This window comes from Rhodonellum sp. (assembly GCF_030656585.1).
Taxonomy (GTDB): domain Bacteria; phylum Bacteroidota; class Bacteroidia; order Cytophagales; family Cyclobacteriaceae; genus Rhodonellum; species Rhodonellum psychrophilum.
In genome coordinates, this window is the sequence record NZ_JAUSPP010000026.1 from 115,388 (window position 1) to 137,464 (window position 22,077).

The window sequence follows — 22,077 nt, forward strand, 5'->3', positions numbered from 1 at the left end:
TTCCATCTGATTTAGGCAATCTTTTTTTTAGCCAATTCAACAATTTGATTCACCTGATCCTCGAAATCCATAAAACTGGTATCAATCTCCACTGCATCATTGGCTTTTAGCAATGGGCTTTCTTTTCGTGTAGAATCGATTCGATCTCTTTCTTTTAAGTTATTGGCGATTTTATCCAATTCTACCAATTCCCCTCTTTCAAGAAGTTCTTTTTGCCTTCTTTCTGCGCGGATCAGTAAGTCCGCAGTCATGAAAACCTTCAATTCGGCATCCGGGAAAACGACGGTGCCAATGTCCCTGCCATCCATGACGACTCCTTTTTTCTTACCGAGTTTTTGCTGCTGTGCTACCAACTCAACCCTCACTTCCTTGATTTTGCTTACCTCGCTGACATTTTCGGAAACCCGCATCGATCGGATTTCTTCTTCTACATTCAATCCATTCAAAAAGGTTTCCTGACGGCCATTCTCTTCGCTGGGATGAAAGGCAATGGAAAGCGTATCCAAGGATTTTTCCACCTCGACAGGATTGGTCAAAACCGTCATCCTATTCAAAAAATGAAGTGTTGCCGCGCGATACATGGCACCTGAATCAATATACGTATACCCCAGTTCCTTTGCCACCGTCTTTGCGGTGGAACTTTTTCCACAACCCGAGAAGCCATCAATTGCAACTACAATCTTTCTCATTTACGAAAAGTAACTTTCCTCTTTTTTTTAATTTCAGGCGCAAATATAGTAGTTTTAAATCTAATTCCTTTGGCAAAAGGATGTATTCCCTGTTCCTGTAAGGATAGTGCTTATTATTGTTGAAATTTGGAAATCAAATCTTTAAATCTATCTTAATATGAAAGCTTTTTTAATCTCTGGTCAACTTGTTGACATCCCCAACCGCTGTATTTATCCGGCTGAAATCAAAGTGGATTTGGGGAAAATAGTATCCATACGCAAAATCAAACGCATCGGTGACATGCCCTATATCCTACCGGGATTTATCGATGCGCACGTCCATGTCGAATCCTCCATGTTGGTCCCTTCTGAGTTTGCAAGGCTGGCAGTAGTCCACGGTACGGTAGCAACCTTGTCTGATCCCCATGAAATCGCCAATGTTTGTGGACTGGAGGGCGTGGAATACATGATCGAGAATGGACGTCAAGTACCTTTCAAGTTTTATTTTGGTGCGCCTTCCTGCGTGCCTGCTACCCCGTTTGAAACCGCAGGTGGAGAAATCACCGCCGCTGACATCAACAAGCTCCTGGAAAGGAAGGAAATCGTTTATCTGGCAGAAATGATGAACTGGCCCGGCACGATCAATAAGGACCCTCTGGTGATGGAGAAATTGGACCTGGCCAAAAAATACGGAAAGCCCGTCGATGGCCATGCCCCTGGACTCAAAGGAGAAATGGCCGCAAAATACGCCTCTGCAGGAATCACCACTGATCACGAGTGTTTTACCAAGGAGGAGGCGCTTGACAAAATCAAATTGGGAATGAAGATCGCCATTCGGGAAGGCAGTGCCGCCAAAAATTTTGAGGCTTTAATTGACCTGATTGATGATTATCCCGAAATGATCATGTTTTGTTCCGATGACAAACACCCGGACAGTCTGGCCATCGGACATATCAATGAATTGGCAGCAAGAGCCATTGCCAAAGGAAAAAACCTTTATGACGTGCTTCAAGCTGCCTGTATCAATCCCATTCTACACTACAGCCTCCAAGTGGGTAGGCTTCGACTAGGTGACCCTGCTGATTTCACAATGGTCCAAGACCTGAAGGATTTTAAGGTTCAAAAGACCTACATCGACGGTAAATTGGTAGCAGAAAATGGAAAAACATTGATTCCCAGAGTGGAAAATAAGGTGATCAATAATTTTCAAACTTCTTTAAAGAGCGAACTGGATTTCTCATTGGACCCACAAGGGAACAAGGTGAGGGTGATTGAAGCCTTGGATGGCCAATTGATCACACCAGAAATAGAAGGTGAAGTAAGGGTTTTGGAGGGAAAAGCGGTTTCGAATCCGGAGGCGGATATCTTGAAAATCACGGTGGTGAACAGATATGCAGACGCCCCTCCTGCGGTGGCTTTCATCAAGAATATCGGCTTGAAGGAAGGAGCCATTGCCTCATCCGTTGGCCATGATTCCCATAATATCATCGCAGTTGGGGTAGATGACTCCTCAATCTGTAGAGCTGTAAACCTTCTGATTGAAGCCAAGGGTGGGATTTCAGCGGTAAGGAATGGAGAAGAAAAAATCCTCCCACTTCCCGTCGGTGGGATCATGTCCACAGAGGATGGCTATCAGATCGCAGCAGCCTATACTGCCATCGATCGTATGGCAAAGGAGATGGGTTCCAAACTGCAATCCCCCTTCATGACCTTGAGTTTTATGGCACTTTTGGTCATCCCCGACCTAAAATTGAGCGACAAAGGCTTGTTTGATGGACAAAAGTTTGAGTTTGTGGATTTGTTTTTGGACCCAAAACCTTCCCGAACCGGATAAGTTAATACCTTTGTACCTAGAAATATAACCCAAAAAATTACTTTAGACATGATGATGAGTTTCGAGCTCAACGAAAATCAAGGGATGATCGCACAGATGATCCGTGATTTTGGAGCAAAAGAGATTACCCCTTTCCGCAAGGAATGGGATGACAATCAACATTTTCCAAACGACCTTTTCAAAAAACTTGGTGAACTTGGATTGATGGGGGTTTTGGTTCCTGCCGAATATGGTGGATCGGGATTCGGCTACTTCGAATATGTAACTGCTATCGTTGAATTGACCAAACTTGATCCTTCCGTCGGCCTCTCCATGGCTGCACACAATTCGCTGTGTACAGGCCATATCATGATGTTTGGCAATGAAGAACAAAAGAAAAAATATATCCCCAAACTTGCTTCGGGCGAGTGGTTGGGCGCTTGGGGTCTTACAGAACCCAACACCGGATCAGATGCTGGAAATATGAGAACTGTTGCGGTTGAGGACGGTGATTATTACGTGCTCAACGGTGCCAAAAACTTTATCACCCACGGTGTTTCCGGAGATGTGGCAGTGGTGATTGCCCGTACAGGAAATGTGGGCGACTCCCATGGAATGACGGCATTCGTCGTAGAAAGAGGAACTCCGGGTTTCAAGGGTGGAAGAAAGGAAGACAAAATGGGCATGCGTGCCTCCGAAACCGCCGAAATGATTTTTGAAGATTGCAGGCTTCACAAGAGCCAGGTATTGGGAGATGTTGGAAATGGTTTTATCCAATCCATGAAGATCCTTGACGGAGGTAGAATTTCCATCGCTGCACTTTCCCTGGGAATTGCAGAAGGTGCTTTGGAAGCTTCCATCCAATATTCCAAAGAAAGAGAGCAATTCAACCAACCCATCAGCAAATTTCAGGGCATTGCCTTCAAACTTGCCGATATGGCTACCCAAGTGGAAGCCGCCAGTTTGCTTACTTTCAAAGCTGCTGATCTTAAGAACAGGGGACAAAAGGTAACATTGGCAGGTGCTCAAGCCAAACTCTATGCTTCTGAGGTGGCCGTTTCGGTTTCCAATGAAGCGGTTCAGATTTTTGGTGGATATGGGTTTATCAAAGACTATCCAGTGGAAAAATACTACAGGGATTCGAAGCTTTGTACGATTGGCGAAGGAACTTCTGAAATCCAAAAACTGGTGATTTCCAGAGAGATATTGAAATAATCGGGATCGAAACCATTCTGGCCCCTTCAGGAATTTTGAATTCCTGAAGGGGCTTTTTTTGCTTATTTTTTTTAATTTGGGAAGGAGTTCTTGACTCTAAATTTGATCAACATCCAATTATCTTCTTTCAGTTTATCCCCGTATTTATTGAAAAAACTGTGGACATCGCCGTTGCCTAGTTGCACCTTTTGGTTGGCAAAGACATTGATATAATCATTGTAAAAATTGGAGGTCCTGCTCAGATAAACTACTTCATTCTCACTAAAAGACCAAGGAATTTTATAAATGGATAATTGGTCCAGATCATTTTCAGGATCAACAATCTGGCTTTTGACCACTAGATCTTTATCCAATTGAACAAAATGCAAATGGCCTGCACCTTGGTGAAAAATTGTAAGAAAGTATTTTTCGAATGGAAAAAAGGCCAATAGATATAGAACAAGGTTCCTTTGGGTTTGAACCTCCACTTGTGTTTCATATTCCTCCTTTAGGATTCTGGTCTCCGCATTGTATTTGCCAAAATCGAAATGGAGGGTTTTGGAAAGGTTTCCATCTTCCCTGTCGAATACGGCAACCTTGGTGGAGTAAGGGATATTGTAGTAAACAAAATCACCATGCAAGTCATCCATAAACCCTATGTGGGAATTTAGATTCCCGATATTGTCTTTTTCCTTTTCAAACTCCACCAAACCTTCCGAACCGTTTTCATTTTCCCTAATAAAGTTAAACCTTTCCGGGTCGGGATTGTAACCCATATACAGAAGCTTGTATCCTTGTCCCAAGTAGAGGCTATTGTTGTCCGGCTGATGTTTGCTTTCTTGAATGAATTTGCCGGAAAAGTCGAATTGAATGATTTTGTTCAGATAAAAGTCTAGGATAAAAACACTTTCATCCTTTACCTGAAAATCATTCATTTGAAAATACTCTCCAGGACCCATTCCCAATGCATCAATCACGACTTCCAGAAGTCCTTTATTATCGAAAATGAAAAGTTGATTGGTATTCCAATCGCGAACAAATATCCTGTTTTCAACTATTTTCACATTGTAGGGATCTACCAACGGATTCTGTTCAGATGCATCCAAAAGAATGTATTTAACGGAGTCAAAAATATCGGAAAATTTCCCCTTTGTTGCCAAATCAAGGTCTATTGATTGAAGGTCTGTGTTTATTGAATCTGATTTCCCGCCACAACAAACCAGAAAAAATAGGGTGAATAAGGTGATCGTAAAGTTTCTTATCATTCTTTAAAGATTTAAAAAACTGAGGAAGGTAATCCCTTCCTCAGATGAACAATTTAACTTCTCTTGTATCTCTGGAGAACAGGAGGATTGATATTCAACATACACACACCTTTTTATTGGTTTTTTTGTCGTTTCACATTATAAAAACCGTTTACAAGAAAGAAAGAAACAAGTTTTTAGTTAAAAAAAACATCCCAAATTTTTTATTCTTTGGGATATTTTTTTAATCAATGTTTTGCATGATTCTAATTTGATTCCATCTCGTTCCTGATGAAGATTGCCACCATACGCAAGCTTCAAATCCGTTTTCGTTGCCAAATTTTTGAAATATTTCAAACCCTTCAGAAAATCCGAGGGATAAGTCTCAGAAGTCAAATCAGCATCATACCAAGACGAGGGGTTCATTGATGAATCGTAGAGGACATTCATGTAGAGGTTGTGCACGGATAGAAACTATTGAATACCCGTCCTATTCGCCTCCTCAGCATCCAATTACCTCATACCATCCCTCCAGCACCCAATAACAAATAGATCCCTGCTGCCAAAGCGGCTCCGATGATTGGCCCAACTATCGGCACCCAGCTATATTGCCAATCACTTCCACCCTTTCCCTTGATCGGCAAGAATTGATGCATCAGCCTAGGACCAAAATCACGGGCGGGATTGATCGCATAACCGGTCGTCCCACCAAGTGATAACCCAATCACCCAAACCAAAAAGGCAACCGGCAATGCTCCTAAAGATCCCAGTCCAATGGGTGTTCCATTGGTATCATTCAACATCGGCTCTGTGGAATACAAAATCACGATGATCAAAACCGAGGTTCCCACGATCTCCGAGATCAAGTTGGAAGAATAATTCCGGATGGCCGGGGCAGTTCCGAATGGGGCGAATTTCAAACCTGGATCTTCCGTTGCATCAAAATGGTCCTTATACACCAACCATGCAATGGTGGAACCAACCATTGCGCCCAGAATTTGGGCAAATATGTATTTTGGAACTTTTTCCCAGGGAAAGTCTCCTACGATCGCCAAACCGATGCTGACAGCGGGATTCAAATGGGCCCCACTGTAAGGTCCAGCCACCACCACACCGATAAAAACCCCCAAGGCCCAAGCAGTGGTGATCACCATCCAGCCACTGTTTTGTCCTTTGGTTTTGTTCAAAACCACATTTGCCACCACGCCTGATCCCATGGCAATCAGCAGGGATGTCCCTACAAATTCTGCTACAAACTCATCCATTACTCTACCCAGTTTTTAGACCTGTCAACAGCCTTGTGCCAAAAATGCAAATAATGCGCGACCTGCTTCTGGTCCATTTGTGGCTCGAAACTCTGATCTGCCTCCCATAGGGATTTCAATTCTTCTTCATTTTTCCAAAAACCAACCGCCAGTCCGGCAAAAAACGCTGCTCCAAGGGCCGTGGTCTCAATGATTTTTGGCCTTTTGATCTCACATCCCAAGATATCTGCCTGAAACTGCATCAGGAAATTGTTGGCAGTGGCGCCGCCATCTACACGAAGTTCCAATGTAGGTTCTCCACTGTCCTTTTCCATGGCTTTAAGTACATCGTTCACCTGATAGGCAATGGCTTCCAAGGCCGCTCGCGTCATGTGGGCGATGGTTGTCCCCCTGGTAATCCCAAAAAAAGCACCTCTCGCATTTTGGTCCCAATGTGGAGCGCCCAATCCCGCCAATGCCGGAACAAAATATACGCCATCGTTATCTTTAAGACTTATCGCCAGTTTTTCACTTTCTTTGGCATGGCCAAAAAATTCTATACCATCACGCAACCATTGGATCGCTGCTCCTCCGATGAAAACGCTTCCCTCCAGTGCATAAGTCACTTTTCCGTTCAACTCCCAGGCAATGGTGGTCAACAATCTATTGTTTGATTTTACAGGCTGATCGCCTGTATTCATCACTAGGAAACAACCCGTACCATAAGTGGTTTTCGCCATTCCTGCTTTGGTGCAAAGTTGGCCAAAAAGAGCCGCCTGCTGGTCTCCCGCAATTCCTGCAATAGGGATTTTCACAGAAAGCACATCTCCGGCAGTATGGCAATACACTTCACTACTGGATTTTACGGCTGGCAACATCGAATCCGGAATATCAAAAAGAGCCAACAATTCCTTGTCCCACTTTTTTTCGTGGATATTGAAAAGCATGGTCCTGCTGGCGTTGGTGATGTCCGTAATGTGGGTTTGTCCCGCTGTGAGTTTCCAAACCAACCAGGTATCGATGGTTCCAAAAGCCAATTCACCTTTTTCAGCTTGTTCCCTTGCCCCCTCCACATTGTCCAAAATCCATTTGATTTTGGTGGCCGAAAAATAGGCATCTAAGATCAACCCTGTCTTTTCGGCGATCATTTCAGCTTTCCCAGCGGCTTTCAATTCATCGCAAAAAGCGGCTGTCCTTCTGTCCTGCCATACAATCGCATTGTAAAGAGGTTTGCTTGTTTTTCTGTCCCATACTATAGTAGTCTCCCTTTGGTTGGTGATGCCAATGGCGGCGATCTGATCTGGTTTAATCCCTTCTTTGACCAAGGCTTCGATCATGACGGCGGATTGGGAAGACCATATTTCGGCCGGGTCATGTTCCACCCATCCCGCTTTTGGAAAATGTTGTTTAAAATCTTTTTGGGCCGCCGAGACAATTTGGCCTTGGTGGTCAAAAACAATTGCCCTGGAACTCGTTGTTCCTTGGTCAACTGCCAAAATATATTGATTCGTTTGGTTCATGGGTTGGGGTTTATTGCTTATTAACGACTTCTATAGTATATACTTTTGCGCCACTTTTTGGAAATCGGCGAGTTCCTGCTGTATCCAAGCTTCTCCTCCTCCGAATTCTTGCTCCATGATCACGGCAACTTTGGGTGCCATTAAAATCGCCGCTTTTGCATCCAAAAACAAAATACGAATTCTTCTGGATAAAACGTCTTCCACTTTGATGGCCATCTCATTCCTCACCGACCAGACAACTTCTGCTACAGTATAGGGATAATCGGGATGGAGTTTTTCCTTTAATTTTTTATCGCTTTTCATCAATGCTTCAATCTTTACCGAATCCGATCCATATCCTGCCAAATGACCATACGCTTTCCCTTTGGTATATCCATGCAGGTGTTTCTCTGCCGAAAGGCTCTTGGATAATTTTTGACCCGTGATTTTGGCGAAATACTCCACAGTATCTTCCCCCATTTTTCGGAAGGTAGTCCATTTTCCACCTGTCAAAGTCACCAAATTACTTTCCGAGAGAATGATTTTGTGGCTTCTGGAAATTTCCTTGGTCTTGGTACTTCCTTCCTTTGGTGCTGCCAAAGGACGCAGTCCTGCATAAACGGAAAGCACATCCGCTCTGGTGGGCTGTCTGGTCAGATAGGCGGAAGCTGTTTCAAGCACAAAATCAATCTCACTTTTCAAGGCTTCCGGCTCTAATTTGGCTTTTTCCCTCAGCGTATCGGTGGTTCCCAATACCAATTTCCCTTGCCACGGAACAGCAAACAGCACTCTACCATCAGAGGTCTTGGGAATCATCAAGGCGTCATTTCCGCCCAAAAAAGATTGGTCCAAAACCAAATGGATTCCCTGACTGGGTTGAATGCTCTTCACTGCATCAGGCTGGTCCATCTTGAGGATTTTGTCTGCAAAAACACCCGTCGCATTTACAACCATTTTGGCTTGGAGGGTATAATCCTTGTTCCCGATCACATCCCTGACGACCAGTCCATTGATTTTCCCGTTTGCATCTTTTTTCAAGGCATCGACTTTGGCGTAATTGACCATGCAGCCACCCATTTCATTGCAGGTCTGTGCGATCGAAAGTGCCAACCGGGCATCATCAAATTGGCCGTCATAGTACACCACTCCTCCATGAAGACCCTTTTCTTTCAGTTGGGGAAGTCTGGTTAAGGTTTCCTTTCTAGAGATGAACTTCGATTTGCCCAACCTGAGACGGCCTGCCATCCAATCATAAAGCTTTAAGCCAACACTGTACTGAATCCTGTCAAACCACGAATAGATAGGAATAATGAAGGGCTGATTATGCGTAAGATGTGGCGCATTTTTCAACATTCTCCCACGCTCTTTCAAGGCCTCAAAAACCAACATCACATCCCCTTGGGCCAGATATCGGACCCCACCATGCACCAATTTGGTACTCCTGCTTGAAGTCCCTTTGGCATAATCGGCCTTTTCGAACAAAGCCACGGATAATCCCCTGGACAAAGCGTCCAAAGCCACCCCCAAGCCAGATGCACCGCCACCTATCACCACAATATCCCAAACTTTCTCTTTCGACTCAAGTTGCTTTATGTTTTTATTCCTATCCATTTGTACCCTATTTGAATTCAAAAATAATAAAATAAAATCAAAAGAAACAAAAGGAAATGTATTTATTCGTTTTTCTTTCGCTATTAAGAATAAATATTATCCTTGGGTACTCCAGGCGGGAGAATCCCAAAACGGAATTTCATCTAAGTCCTTCAATTTACTCAGAAACATGCATTGGGTTTCACAATGGGCTTGAACCCGAAATATGCATTCGGTTTCACAATGAGACCGAAACTGCAAGGAAATCAGACTATGGGAAACCAATTCCTGACACCAATAGGGTGAAGTCAAAAATAATCAACAACTAATAGATCACCAGTTAATTACAAGATCGAATTGCGTTCATAATGTATAAAACGGGTTGAACCTACAAGAAAATCAGACTATTTGAGTAATAAAGATCAACGCCCACATGGTGAAGTCAAAAATGATAAGCAACCTTCTAATTATAAGGCAATATTAGGCTGGAATATAAATTGGTATTGCATAAAATGGCTTGAAGGTTCTTCTGAATGTGCTAACCAACCGGAATATGAAAATCAAATGAGATTCATCTGGAGGGTGAAAACCTTATCATCGAGAATTATTGACTTCCAAACTTAAAAAATTCAGGATAAGCCAATTGCCAAAAAAATCCGATATGTATTAATTGGAATTTAAATTAAGGAATTTCAGAAAAACGGGTATCAAAGCCAAAACAAAAGCTTTTTGTGATGATGAAATTTACCGAAGTGAACCAGATCAATTTGATTGTTGAAAAATTTTCTAAATAGGATCACTCCCAAATCCTCAATACCTAGGGGTGGTCCCTTCCACCACAAACGTAACCGCGTTGACCAAAACCCCAATGGGCCCCAAAAGTGCATCTTCGGTTGTGTTGAAGAGGACAAGGTATTGCCCACTTTCAAAGGTTCTGACTTCAGCCTCTTTCCAATTCGTGATTACCGTCGCTTTCTCAGCCTCGGACAATGAATTGTAAGCGACTTCCCGTGCCTTCATCAGATTGTTTTGTTCGGCATCTTCATTGCTGCAAGCTGACATGGCTAAGAAAGAAAACAACAGGGATAGAAGTAAAATCTTTTTCATGGCAATAGAATTTAAACAGCGTTAAAAATTAAATTTATTGAATGAATTTTATTGAGGGATAGATATCAACTGGTTTTCAAGAGAATAATTTGATTTCAAAAATCCCTGTAAACTTTACGTTCCACACGCGATGTCCCGTTAGGGTTTAAGGACACCACAAAAATAAAATTATATTCAATGTCTGTCAATTCTGGATATGGGTCAGATTTTCCAACAAAATAATTGGCCAAATGATGAACAGTATTGCTATGTCCCACGACAAGCATATTTCCCTTCCTGTTTTTCAACTCCTTGACCAAATCATCATGGTTTTTGGGATCATAGAACTCTATTTCCAGTCCACTTTGGTCTATCACCGGTTGTACAGTGGCCTTGGTCCGAATGGTATTCGTGGAGAAAACGTGCACAATCTCCTTGTCAGACATGATTTGGCCCAATTTCTTTGCCCTAACCGTTCCTGCCACATTCAATGTTGGATCGTCAACATTCAATAATTTTTCGGCATGTCGCACGATATAAATTGTTTTGGGCTCTTGTTTGGCACCACAACCAAGCAACAAAAAAATCAGACAGAAAAAGGAGAGCAAAATTTTCGTGTTCATGGATTTGGTTTTTGGAATATCAATGACATTCAATTTTCGGAAGTTTTCCCAGTCACAACCCAATTCTCTTATTTGGGGGTTCGCAATTGTCAGAGATAAATCCCAGCTCTGGGAAAGGATATTTTACAGCCTTAAAAAAATACCGCATCAAAATGAAGCTATAGGGCATCGGATTCTAAATTCTAAAGCAATGGGAAATTCTTAAGATTCCCCATTGCTTTAATTTTTTTGATTAACCACTGAAGGTATTGTCGATGTGTTGGTCTTTGGCTTTGATGTTTTCAAATTCCAGGAATTGCTCCCAGAAAGGCTCCTCCGGAAGCGCTGCTCTCAAATACAATTTTTCTTTTCTGATCGGGTGGACAAAAACCAATTGAAAGGCATGCAGGTTAATGCTGGCATCTATATTGGGTTTGGCAAAACCATACTTCAAATCTCCTCGAATCGGACACCTGATGGACGAAAGCTGCACCCTGATCTGGTGTGGTCTTCCCGAAACCGGCCTGACTTCCATGAGCCAGTGGTCATTCAGAGTTCCCAACCTTTTATAAGTCAGTTCAGCCTTTTGGGAACCTTCGACTTCCATATCGTAAGCAGTCACCACATTTCTCTGCTCGTCCTTCACCAACCAATGGGTCAGTTTTTCCAATTCCTCTTTGGGCTTCTTTTTGACAATAGCCCAATAAACTTTATGGATATCCCGCTTGCGGAAGAGTTCCATCATCCTTTCCAGTGCTTTGGAGGTTCTGGCGAAGATGACCAATCCGCTGACAGGTCTGTCCAATCGATGAACCGGATGTAAAAAAACAGCTCCTGGCTTGTCGTATTTTTCCGCTATATATTCCCGGCAATAATCCGTCAGGGTTTTGTCCTTGGTCTTGTCTCCCTGAACCAAAACACCTGCTGCTTTATTTACCACAAGCAAGTGATTGTCTTCGTAGACGACCGTAAATGGTTTTTTTCTCATTTCATTGAATTTTAAAGGATGAAGGAATAAATCAGAAATCCATTCTCCATCAATATTTTTGTGAATGTTTGGCCTCGGCCCTTTTGAAAATAAATTTTGATCCCTTACTGCAATCAAAATTTCATTCCCCTGTATTGTTTGGCGCCGATTGGCAACCTAAAACTTGTTTTTCTATTGAAATTCAGAAGTGAAATGGAATTCAATATCTGGATAATTGTCCTGAACCATTTGCAACCATGACTTTGACTCGGCCATAAAAACCAACTTACCGTCTTTGTCACGGGCAATATGCCTGTTTTTGGAACGCACAAATTCATCCAATTGCTTCTTGTCCTTGCTGCTTATCCAGCAGGCTTTGTAGAGGTTCATCGGAGCAAATTCAACAGAGGCGTTGTATTCCTGTTTCAATCTAAACTGAATGACCTCAAACTGGAGTTGCCCCACAGTTCCTACCACTTTTCTGGAACCCATGTCAAAGGTAAACAATTGGGCGACACCTTCTTCCATCAATTGCTTGAGGCCCTTCTCCAATTGCTTGGTTTTCATGGCGTCTTTATTGATCACCTCTTTGAAAATCTCAGGGGAGAAACTGGGGATTCCCTTGAAGGTCATATTTTCTCCTTCGGTCAAGGTATCCCCTATTTTGAGGTTTCCGGTATCGTACAAACCGATAATATCACCAGGATAGGCTTCATCTACGATTTCTCGATCCTGGGCCATAAACTGGGTAACGTTGGAAAAACGAAGCGGTTTTGGGCCTCGGACATGGTTATAAGGCTTGTTCCTCTCGAATTTGCCAGAGCAAATCCTCAAGAAGGCAATACGGTTCCGGTGATTCGGATCCATATTGGCGTGGATTTTAAAAACAAATCCAGAAAACTTAGACTCATCGGGCTTGACTTCCCTTTCTTCCGTAAATCGGCTTTTGGGTGCTGGCGCAATTTTGATAAAAGTATCCAGCATTTCGTTTACCCCAAAATTATTGACCGCTGACCCGAAAAATACAGGTGCTACTTTTCCTTCCAGATATTCTTTGGGGTCAAAATCCGGATAAACACCTTCGATCAGCTCCACATCCTCCCGAAGCTGTTTGGCATTGTTCATCCCGACGAGTTCCTCCAAATTAGAATCCTCCAGATTTTCAATGGTCAACCTGTCATCGCTGAGTTTTCTTTGACTCGGGGTGAATAGGTTTAACTTTTTGTCAAAAAGATTATAGACACCTTTGAAGCCTTTCCCCATACTTATTGGCCAGGAAAGTGGGCGTACCTGAATGTTCAGCTTTTCTTCGACCTCATCCAGCAAATCATAGGGGTCACGACCTTCTCTATCCAGTTTATTGATAAAACAGATTACCGGTGTATTTCGCATCCTACAGACTTCCATTAGTTTTTCCGTCTGGATTTCCACGCCTTTTACACAGTCAATAACCATGATCACCGAATCCACTGCAGTAAGTGTCCGGTAGGTGTCTTCCGCAAAATCTTGGTGACCTGGAGTATCAAGTAAATTGATTTTCATTCCCTTATACTCAAATCCCATTACAGAGGTGGCAACAGAAATTCCCCGTTGCTTTTCGATTTCCATCCAATCGGATTTTGTGGAAGTATCGATTTTGTTGGATTTAACAGCTCCTGCGGTTTGAATAGCCCCGCCAAAAAGTAACAGCTTTTCCGTTAAAGTGGTTTTTCCAGCATCCGGGTGGGCAATGATGGCAAAGGTTCTTCTCTTTTCAATCTCTTTTGTCAAACTCATTTTTGGGCAATCTTAAATTCAGTCCACAAAGGTACGTTTTTATTGGAAGATTTGGAAAACAGAAAATGGGAAAGCCGTAAGCATAAAATGTATGCTAATTTAACTGAACTTTTTATAGAGAAACCCTTCAGGCTTGATTTCGGGAATGCTTTCCTTCACTCCGTTGAGCACGATCCGAAAAGTGGTGCCTTTGCCTGTTTCAGAGTGCTTGACGAAAACTTTCCCCTTATGGTATCCTTCGATAATCCTTTTGGCCAAAGTCAGTCCCAAACCCCATCCCCTCCTTCGGGTGGTAAAACCAGGATTGAAAACTTTCTTGTACATATTCTTCTCCATCCCCTTGCCAGTATCGGTAATATCGACGAAAACAAATTTTTCACTTTCCTTGACGATATCTATTGAAATCACACCTTGGCCCTTCATGGCATCTACTGCGTTTTTGCAAATATTTTCGATTACCCATTCAAACAAGGGTTTGTTGATCATGGCATCGATGTTTTCGGAATAGCCATTGACCTTCATCTCCACTTTGGTGGAAATCCGGGGCCTGAGGTAAGAAATCGCTTCATCAACCACTTGGAATACATTTTCAGGCTGGATGATCGGGGCACTTCCAATTGAGCTAAACCTTTCGGTGACCATTCGGAGCTTGACGACATCCTTGTCCATTTCTTGGATCACTTCCTTATTTTCTTCCCATACAGGGGAGTCCTTCAGGTAATCCATCCAGGCCATCAGGGAGGCAATCGGCGTCCCCAATTGGTGTGCGGTTTCTTTGGTCAGTCCAGCCCAAACCCGGTTTTGCTCCGCTACCTTGGATTGGTTGAAAACTGCATAGGCCAAGATTCCAAAAACCAAAATAACGGAAAGCTGGATGTAGGGGTAATACTTGAGGGAAGTCAACAATTCGGAGTTTCGGTAATAAACCAAAGCATCTTCCATCGCGATGGGCTCATATTCAGCTTTCATCTTGACCAACTCTTCCCTTAGGATTTCCAGAATTTCATCCTTTTTGAGATTCTTGTTGAGTTTGATATTCCGATATTCAATCGGGTTGTCATAGGCATCGACGACGATGACCGGTATCGAATTGTTCTCTTGAATGATTTCTTGATTGATGAAATTGAGATTCTCTGTATACAAGGACGCGTATTCCAAGGCCTTTGCCAAGAGTTCTATCTGTCTCTTTTCCCTTTCTTTCAATTCTTCAACAAGCCTATTTGTATAATAAATGGACCCAAAGCCGATCACCATGGAACAAATAAAAATAAGCCATTTAATCCTGTTTTTATTTTGGACCAGATCCAAAGTAGCAATGTCCTGAAGTCTGTTCTTCATTTTCTAACAAAAAGATTGGTTGGGAGTTTCAATATAGCAAACTCAATTTGGCCATAGATATTATCAATATGACAAAATTACTTTTCAGCTTCGCTGGCCTCATATTTGTGGTATATTGAATAATTATTTAAATCAAAAATAGAAATAATATGAGCACTAACGACATCGGATTAGAAATAAAAGAAAGTAAGGCTTCCGTAATAAAACTGAATGGGCTTCTTGCAAATTATGAGGTTTATTACCAAAATCTTAGAAATTTTCATTGGAATGTTAGCGGCGCAAATTTTTTTGAATTACATGCGAAATTCGAAGAACTTTATAATGCTGCCAACTTAGGCATCGATGAGACTGCTGAGCGGATCTTGACTTTGGGAGAAAGACCTTACTCCTCATTTGAGGAATTTCTCAAAAATTCAAAAATCAAGGAAGCCAAAAACATCACAGACCCAAAGAAAATGGTGGAGATCGTCAGAGACAACCTGAACACTCTTTTGGAATTGGAAAGAGATGTCATCGAAACGGCTTCAGCCCAAAATGACGAAGGAACCGTCACCTTGATCAGTGATTATATCACTGCAAAAGAGAAAATCGTTTGGATGCTTTCTGCTTATTTGAAGTAAGACAGGAGTTTGACCCCACAAAAAAAACCGGCTATCCGCCGGTTTTTTTTGTGGGGCTCATTTTTTAACCCGTTTTATGCATTGCAAAATCAATTTAATACTACAATAACCTGATATTCAATTGGTTATTTACTTTTTTTAAATTCTCCTACTGGTGTCGGGATTTATCCTGCCAAAAGTCTGGTTTTTTTCAATTTCAACCCCATGTGGAAATCTATTGCATCTTTCGGGTTTAATCAACTGGTGGTAATCCATTTCCAAAGTGTTTTATAATTCACTTTGGCACCATGAATCAAAATACCTATCCGATAAATCTTCCCGGCAAACCAAGTCGTGAATAGAAAAGCCAAAACCAAAAACCCCATTGAAAGTATCAAATCGAAAGCGGGAACACCATAACTGGCCCTACCCATCATGGCTATTGGCGAAGTGAAAGGGATCACCGACAACCAAAAAGAAACCCTGCTATTGGGATCATCCAAAACAAAGATGAAAAGCCCCAAATAAGCAATGATCAATGGAATAGTTACCGGAAGCATAAATTGTTGGGCGTCGGAAGGGCTGTCTACAGCCGCCCCTATTGCCGCAAAAAAAGCACCATAGAGCAAATAGCCACCGATAAAGTAAAAAAGGAACATCAAGGTGATTTTGACGAAATCAATTCCTTGCAACACCTGAATGATGTTGTTGCTGTCAAAAGAATCATCCATAAGCAAACCCAATTCCGGGTTGGCCATTTCCATAGCTTGTTGTTGAGGCATTTGGAGTCCGAAATACCCCATTACAATGGAAGTAATGGTCCCTATCAGAAGCATCCAAATCAAAAACTGGGTCAAGCCCACCGCTCCTATCCCAATGATTTTACCAAGCATAAGCTGAAAAGGCTTGATAGAGGAGACCAGTATTTCCACAATCCGACTGGATTTCTCTTCGATAACGCCCTGCATGATCTGATTTCCGTAAACAAAAATAAATACATAAATCATGATTCCCGCAAAAAACCCAATCCCATAATTGACCGTGGCATCGGATATTTTTTCCTCGCCGGCATTATCCAATGTGACGGATTGGATCGAAACTTTTGTTCTGAAAGCATCAATGACATTTGGGTCAATTCCTGATTGGAAGAGACGCTGCTCTTCGATGGTACGCTTTAGGCTGCTTTCAAGCGTACTGATCAGACTCATACTTGGATTTTTCTCTCCGAAATACACAATTCCAGCAGGTTTGGAAAGCTCAATTTTTGGGATGTATAGGAGACCGAACCGCTCTCCCTCTTGCACCATGAGTTTCCCCTCTTCTCTGCTGATTTTGGAAAATGAAAAGGCATATTGCTCTGAGCTTTCCAGAAAAAACAAATCATTTTCATCTACAACTTCAATGATCCTCAGGGAAAAGCCATCTTTTTCTCCCACAGAAATCCAAAGAAACAAGCCCATGATGGCTGGAAAAATCAAAGGCGTCAATATTGTCGCCAACAAAAAAGATCTCTTTTTGACTCGAGAAAAGTATTCCCTTTGAATGATCAAAAATATTTTACCCATGCGGATGTGATTTAACCTGTTGAATGAATAATTCCTCCATGGTGGGAAGGATCTCCCTAAACTCCAAGATGTCTCCAAAGGACATGAGTTCCAGTAGCAATTGATTTGGCTTTTTGCCGTTCAAGGGAACTTGGATTTCGACTTTGTCGGATGTCCGATGGATTTCCCATTCCGCTGGCATTTGGGTTCCGTTAGGACTTAATGCAACTTGATAAACGTGGGGCCTGAATTTCCTCTTTATGTCGGAAAGCTTTCCCTCAAGTATCTTTTTGGACTTGTGGATCATGGCGATTTCATCGCAAAGCAATTCCACGGATTCCATTCTGTGTGTGGACAAGACAACGGTGATCCCTTTGTCTTTCAATTCCAGAATCTCATTTTTGATGATCTCGGCATTCATTGGGTCAAAGCCTGAAAAAGGTTCGTCGAGGATCAACAATTCGGGTTCGTGAATGACTGTAGAGATGAATTGGACTTTCTGGGCCATTCCCTTGGATAGATCTTCAATACGTTTTTCCCTCCAAGAGGAAATCTCAAGCTTTTCCAACCAATATTTGACTTTCTCCTTTGCCATGGAAGCAGACATCCCTTTGAGTCTGGCAAAATAGATCAGTTGATCCCAGACTTTCATTTTTTTATAAAGGCCACGCTCTTCAGGCAAGTAGCCAATTTGGGAAATGTGCTTGGAACTCAAAGGCTCCCCCTTGAAAAGAATCAGACCTGAGTCGCCATCAATAATTTGGTTGATAATCCTGATCAGGGTTGTTTTCCCAGCTCCATTTGGGCCCAAAAGACCAAAGATAACACCTCTGGGGACCACAAGATCAATATGAGACAGTGCTGGTTGCTGACCAAATGATTTACTTAAATCCTGAATCTTAAGAATTTCCAATTTGACAAAGATTTATTAAACCTGTTTTATGCATTACCAATTCAATTCTAGCCTAAAAATACTATATAATCAGTCAGTTTTTTACTTCACCATAGCGAGAATAGACCCTATTCTTCCAATAGTCTGATTTTCCTGAAGATTAAACCCATGCTTGGAAATCCAATGCATATTTCGGTTTATACCACAAATGGACCAGTTTTAAAATAATTATTTGATGGTAACCGATCCAACAGAAACATCGATGGTAAAAGTCATAAGATTTTCTGCGTTTTCCTTGTAATTTTTACTAACGTAAGTTTTATTCCCAATGTCCTTCAAATGCTTGGGAATATTGGTTCTGCACATCGGTGTCGATTTGACCTTGATGATAAATGGCTGATCATACGCTGGGAGTTCGAGACTCACCTTTCCTGCTCCAACAATTGTATGGATATTGATTCTTTCTGACACGGGCTCTGAAAAAAACAAGTCTACCGTTCCATAATTGATCTCAAAAAACATCTCTTTTGCATTGGAAAAATTAATGTTTTTGGCATCTAGCGACCCCATATTGATGGTCACCATGAGGGTGTCCATTTTAACTGAATTGGCTATTTTCTTACTATAATCCAATTTAACATCTGCGCTGGCGGTCTTGATGATGCAGTTGGAGACCGGGAGATTGGAGAGATCCAAATAGGCTTTCCCAATTCCAAAATTCAAATGAAGATCATATAGAAAATTGGAATTCATTTCAATGTCCCATTTGTGGTCGAAATCCTCGTTGGTGGTTGAAAAAAGTTTGTAGGAAAGGCTTTTCCCAAGGTTTTCGGACTCCACATTTCTATGGACCAACTGAGTATAAAGGACCTCGCTCACGATTTCTTGGGAAAAAGAAGGGAGAATATTGACTTTGGATAGTTTTGAAAAAATATGGACTGGGCTGGCCCCCATCCCCTTTTTAATATGCGTGACTCCCTTATAAACATTAAAATCTAAGTGAACAAGACCATAGCCCCTGGTCTGGTCCACTTTAAATTCCTTGGTAATTTGAGCTTTAAGCTGGAAAACAATCCCCAATAAGAAACAAATTAATAGGCAATTTATTCTCAACATAGGGTTAAGTTACGACTTGGGGGAGAAAAGGTTTTTTAAAAATATAAAAAAAAGCCGGATTTGTATCCGGCTTCAATTTATTTTAAAAAAACTCTTTCATCTTCTCAAAGAAACTTTTCTCCGACTTGCTTGGGTCTGGTTTGAAGTTTTCTGATTCTCTTAAATTTTCAAGGATTTGCTTTTCTTCCTTGCTGAGTTGCTTTGGCGTCCAGACATTGACATGGATCAATTGATCACCTTTTCCATACCCGTTGATATCTTTGATACCCTTCCCTTTCAGGCGAAGCATTTTACCGCTTTGGGTAGCAGGGTCGATTTTTATTTTCACTTTCCCTTCTATGGTAGGCACTTCAATTTGAGCACCCAGTGCAGCATCAACAAAACTTACATAGAGATCATAGACAACGTTGTTGCCATCTCTCTGGAGAATCTCATCTTCTATCTCTTCGATGACGATCAAAAGATCTCCAGGAATCCCACCTGCAGTTTCATTTCCTTTTCCCGACATGCTCAATTGCATTCCATCTGCAACACCACCTGGAATATTGATCGAAATCACCTCTTCTTTCAGAAGTAGTCCCCTGGCATCTGCTTCTGCTGGTTTTTTGTCGACAATCTGTCCGCTTCCACCACAAGACGGGCAGGTACTTGCTGACACCATTTGACCCAACATGGTATTGACTACCTTTTTGATCTGGCCGGTTCCTTGACAGGAAGAGCAGGATTTGAAAGTGACGCCGTCTGCCAATATCTGGCGTTTTACTTTTATTTTCTTCTCAACACCATTGGCTATTTCCTGAAGGTTGAGCTTCAATTTCACTCGTAGATTGGTGCCTTTTTTTGTTCTTCGGCCTCCTCTGCCACCGCCAAAGAATGATTCAAAACCGCCTCCGCCAAAGATATCCCCAAATTGGGAGAATATATCTTCGGTGTTCATTCCTCCACCATAACCTCCGTTTGCACCGAGCCCTTGATGTCCAAATTGATCGTACCGTTGTCGCTTTTCAGCATTGCTTAATATTTCGTAAGCCTCAGCTGCTTCCTTGAATTTGTCCTCCGCAGCTGGATTGTCAGGATTTTTATCTGGATGAAACTGAATTGCTAATTTTCGATACGCTTTTTTTAATTCTTCAGAGGTTGCGCTTTTGGAAACACCCAATACCTCGTAATAATCTCTCTTTGCCATATTTTTACGCTCCTATTACCACTTTGGCATACCTTACTACTTTATCGCCAAGAGTATATCCCTTTTCAATAACATCAATCACCTTTCCTTTCAATTCTTCACTTGGCGCCGGCACATTGGTAATCGCTTCTTGTTTATCCGCATCAAAGGGCTTTCCTATCAAATCTTCCATGACTTTGAGCCCTTTTATTTCCAATACTTTCACAAGTTTGTGGAAAATCAACTGGTTGCCATTCCTTACCACTTCTACATCCTTTTCATCTTCACTGGCTTTGAATGCTCTTTCGAAATCATCCACAACAGGAATAATCTCAGCAATGACATCTTCGGAAGCTGTTTTGATCAAGTCAATCCTTTCCTTGGAGGTCCTTCTCCTGTAATTTTCGAATTCTGAGTAAAGTCTAAGGTATTTATCCTTTAACTCCTGAATTTCCCCCATCAACTTTTCCTCCCCTGACAATACATCGGCATCATTTTCAGTGGCAGAAGCATCATTTGTAAAAACATCCTCTTCTTTATTGACTTCTTTCTCCTCAGGTGCAGTATTTTCGCTGTTCATCGCCTTTTATATCTTAATGTACACAAACTCCTCCAAGCGAGGATTTTTAACAATTCATTGATTCGACACAATTTGTTTGCCACAGCAGACAAACTGACAAACTGACATCTATTAGCTATTGATTGCCTGCCATAGCAGATCTTTCAATTTCTCCAGATTATATTGGCTGACAGCGGAGATGAAAATGTAGGGAAGGTCTTTGGGTATTTCCGCCTCCATTTCTTTCATCAATTCCTCGTCCAACATATCTGTTTTTGATATTGCCAGAATACGTTTCTTGTCCAATAATTCCGGATTGTATTTTTCCAGTTCATTCAAAAGAATTTTATACTGTTCGGCTATACTTCCTGCATCTGCGGGAATGAGGAAAAGCAAAATCGAATTCCTCTCGATATGTCTCAGAAATCTGGTACCCAATCCTTTTCCCTCTGCAGCCCCTTCAATGATCCCGGGAATATCTGCCATTACAAAGGATTTGTCATCTTTGTAACCCACCACTCCGAGATTGGGGACTAAAGTGGTAAAGGGGTAATCTCCAATTTCAGGTTTGGCCGCCGAAATAGAGGCCAAAAGTGTGGATTTTCCTGCATTGGGAAAACCAACCAAACCGACGTCTGCCAAAAGCTTCAATTCAAGAATCATCCATTCCTCGATTCCGGATTCTCCCGGCTGGGCATAATGGGGTGCTTGATTGGTTGCTGTTTTGAAATTTTCATTTCCCAAGCCTCCTCTTCCACCCTGCGTAAGGATTATTTCTTGTCCATCTTCGGTTATTTCGGCAACGATCTCATGGGTCTCGGCATTTCTAGCCACAGTTCCCAATGGAACTTCAAGGATGACATCCTCCCCATCCCTGCCTTTTCTTCTACCACCCTCTCCGCCTTTGCCACTTTCGGCGATGACGTGTTTCTTGTATTTCAAGTGGAGCAAAGTCCAGTGCTGGGTATTTCCCCTCAAAATTATGTGTCCTCCACGGCCTCCATCACCACCGTCTGGACCTCCCTTTGGCACATGTTTTTCTCTTCTGAAATGAACAGAACCTGGGCCACCGGCACCTGATCTTGAACAAAACTTCACATAATCAATAAAATTGGAATCGGCCACTGTTGTCGTTTTTAATATTGAGGTTCAACAAAAATGGCTAAGCAATTAAGCTTAGC

Annotated in this window: 19 protein-coding genes; 3 read left to right on the plus strand and 16 right to left on the minus strand. The window is 42.1% G+C overall.

Annotated features, from left to right (window positions below; translation table 11 throughout):
• Positions 1 to 11: 11 nt before the first annotated feature.
• Positions 12 to 689, minus strand: a complete 678-nt coding sequence (gene cmk, locus Q7J63_RS05950; RefSeq protein ID WP_019596813.1) for a (d)CMP kinase — start codon at positions 687 to 689, stop codon at positions 12 to 14.
• 157 nt (positions 690 to 846) lie between these two features.
• Here cmk and ade point away from each other — a divergent pair, with 157 nt between their 5' ends.
• Positions 847 to 2,502 (plus strand): adenine deaminase, encoded by a 1,656-nt coding sequence (ade, locus tag Q7J63_RS05955; protein WP_304884687.1) that lies wholly within the window; start codon positions 847 to 849, stop codon positions 2,500 to 2,502.
• A 54-nt stretch (positions 2,503 to 2,556) separates the two neighbouring features.
• Positions 2,557 to 3,696 carry an acyl-CoA dehydrogenase family protein gene (locus Q7J63_RS05960; RefSeq protein ID WP_026333512.1) on the plus strand — a complete coding sequence of 380 codons (1,140 nt, stop codon included), beginning with the start codon at positions 2,557 to 2,559 and terminating at the stop codon, positions 3,694 to 3,696.
• Positions 3,697 to 3,767: 71 nt separating this feature from the next.
• On the opposite strand, the gene Q7J63_RS05965 is transcribed toward Q7J63_RS05960, so the two are convergent.
• From Q7J63_RS05965 to Q7J63_RS06005, 9 genes are all read right to left on the minus strand, one after another.
• Positions 3,768 to 4,940, minus strand: coding sequence for a 6-bladed beta-propeller (locus Q7J63_RS05965; RefSeq protein WP_304884689.1), 1,173 nt, complete (start codon positions 4,938 to 4,940; stop codon positions 3,768 to 3,770).
• Between the two features lie 497 nt (positions 4,941 to 5,437).
• On the minus strand, positions 5,438 to 6,184 hold the full coding sequence (locus Q7J63_RS05970; protein WP_304884691.1) for an MIP/aquaporin family protein: 747 nt from the start codon (positions 6,182 to 6,184) through the stop codon (positions 5,438 to 5,440).
• A complete protein-coding gene (gene glpK, locus Q7J63_RS05975) occupies positions 6,184 to 7,683 on the minus strand; it encodes a glycerol kinase GlpK (RefSeq protein ID WP_304884693.1) in 1,500 nt (499 codons plus the stop codon). The genes Q7J63_RS05970 and glpK overlap by 1 nt, the downstream gene beginning before the upstream one ends.
• 30 nt (positions 7,684 to 7,713) lie before the next feature.
• Positions 7,714 to 9,273 carry a glycerol-3-phosphate dehydrogenase/oxidase gene (locus Q7J63_RS05980; protein ID WP_304884695.1) on the minus strand — a complete coding sequence of 520 codons (1,560 nt, stop codon included), beginning with the start codon at positions 9,271 to 9,273 and terminating at the stop codon, positions 7,714 to 7,716.
• 789 nt (positions 9,274 to 10,062) lie between these two features.
• Entirely contained in the window at positions 10,063 to 10,359 is a 297-nt protein-coding gene (locus Q7J63_RS05985) for a hypothetical protein (RefSeq protein WP_019596803.1), read from the minus strand.
• A 95-nt stretch (positions 10,360 to 10,454) separates the two neighbouring features.
• Positions 10,455 to 10,961, minus strand: coding sequence for a histidine phosphatase family protein (locus Q7J63_RS05990; RefSeq protein WP_304884697.1), 507 nt, complete (start codon positions 10,959 to 10,961; stop codon positions 10,455 to 10,457).
• 232 nt (positions 10,962 to 11,193) lie between these two features.
• Entirely contained in the window at positions 11,194 to 11,928 is a 735-nt protein-coding gene (locus Q7J63_RS05995; RefSeq protein WP_026333510.1) for an RluA family pseudouridine synthase, read from the minus strand.
• A gap of 171 nt (positions 11,929 to 12,099) precedes the next feature.
• Positions 12,100 to 13,683 (minus strand): peptide chain release factor 3, encoded by a 1,584-nt coding sequence (locus tag Q7J63_RS06000; protein WP_019596799.1) that lies wholly within the window; start codon positions 13,681 to 13,683, stop codon positions 12,100 to 12,102.
• Positions 13,684 to 13,782: 99 nt separating this feature from the next.
• Positions 13,783 to 15,021: a PAS domain-containing sensor histidine kinase gene (locus tag Q7J63_RS06005; RefSeq protein WP_304884700.1), complete on the minus strand. Its 1,239-nt coding sequence runs from the start codon at positions 15,019 to 15,021 to the stop codon at positions 13,783 to 13,785.
• Positions 15,022 to 15,170: 149 nt separating this feature from the next.
• On the opposite strand from Q7J63_RS06005, the gene Q7J63_RS06010 reads away from it, so the two are divergent.
• Positions 15,171 to 15,641, plus strand: a complete 471-nt coding sequence (locus Q7J63_RS06010) for a Dps family protein (protein ID WP_304884701.1) — start codon at positions 15,171 to 15,173, stop codon at positions 15,639 to 15,641.
• A gap of 236 nt (positions 15,642 to 15,877) precedes the next feature.
• Here Q7J63_RS06010 and Q7J63_RS06015 read toward each other — a convergent pair whose 3' ends face one another.
• The 6 genes from Q7J63_RS06015 to obgE all read right to left on the minus strand — a co-directional run bounded on the left by Q7J63_RS06015 (position 15,878) and on the right by obgE (position 22,021).
• Positions 15,878 to 17,185, minus strand: coding sequence for an ABC transporter permease (locus Q7J63_RS06015; protein WP_304884703.1), 1,308 nt, complete (start codon positions 17,183 to 17,185; stop codon positions 15,878 to 15,880).
• Complete coding sequence (locus Q7J63_RS06020; protein ID WP_304884705.1) at positions 17,178 to 18,077, minus strand: ABC transporter ATP-binding protein; 900 nt, start codon at positions 18,075 to 18,077, stop codon at positions 17,178 to 17,180. Before Q7J63_RS06020 ends, Q7J63_RS06015 begins: the two co-directional genes overlap by 8 nt.
• 207 nt (positions 18,078 to 18,284) lie before the next feature.
• Positions 18,285 to 19,010: a hypothetical protein gene (locus tag Q7J63_RS06025; protein WP_236613144.1), complete on the minus strand. Its 726-nt coding sequence runs from the start codon at positions 19,008 to 19,010 to the stop codon at positions 18,285 to 18,287.
• 244 nt (positions 19,011 to 19,254) lie between these two features.
• A complete protein-coding gene (gene dnaJ / locus Q7J63_RS06030) occupies positions 19,255 to 20,358 on the minus strand; it encodes a molecular chaperone DnaJ (RefSeq protein ID WP_019596793.1) in 1,104 nt (367 codons plus the stop codon).
• Between the two features lie 4 nt (positions 20,359 to 20,362).
• Positions 20,363 to 20,917 (minus strand): nucleotide exchange factor GrpE, encoded by a 555-nt coding sequence (locus Q7J63_RS06035; RefSeq protein ID WP_304884709.1) that lies wholly within the window; start codon positions 20,915 to 20,917, stop codon positions 20,363 to 20,365.
• A gap of 111 nt (positions 20,918 to 21,028) precedes the next feature.
• On the minus strand, positions 21,029 to 22,021 hold the full coding sequence (gene obgE, locus Q7J63_RS06040) for a GTPase ObgE (RefSeq protein ID WP_019596791.1): 993 nt from the start codon (positions 22,019 to 22,021) through the stop codon (positions 21,029 to 21,031).
• Between the last annotated feature and the right edge of the window lie 56 nt (positions 22,022 to 22,077).